Annotated in this window: 1 rRNA gene; it reads left to right on the forward strand. The window is 58.0% G+C overall.

Annotated features, from left to right (window positions below):
* Positions 1-317 (forward strand): 23S ribosomal RNA (locus tag IF55_RS38065); the annotation flags it as partial.
* Between the last annotated feature and the right edge of the window lie 14 nt (positions 318-331).

The following is a 331-nucleotide window of genomic DNA, read 5'->3' on the forward strand; positions in this document are numbered from 1 at the left end:
TACCCGCAGGAAGAGAAAACAACCGTGATTCCGGGAGTAGTGGCGAGCGAAACTGGATGAGGCCAAACCGTAGGCGTGTGATACCCGGCAGGGGTTGCGCTTACGGGGTTGTGGGAGTTCTCTTCAGTCGTCTGCCGACGGCTGGGCGAGTCAGAAACCGTTGATGTAGGCGAAGGACATGCGAAAGGTCCGGCGTAGAGGGTAAGACCCCCGTAGCTGAAACATCAGCGGCTTGCTTGAGAACTGCACAGTGGACGCGAGCATCTGTGGCCAAGTTTTTAAGGGCGCACGGTGGATGCCTTGGCACCAGGAACCGATGAAGGACGTGGGA

Source organism: Streptomyces varsoviensis, assembly GCF_000718635.1.
In the GTDB taxonomy this organism is placed as follows: domain Bacteria; phylum Actinomycetota; class Actinomycetes; order Streptomycetales; family Streptomycetaceae; genus Streptomyces; species Streptomyces varsoviensis.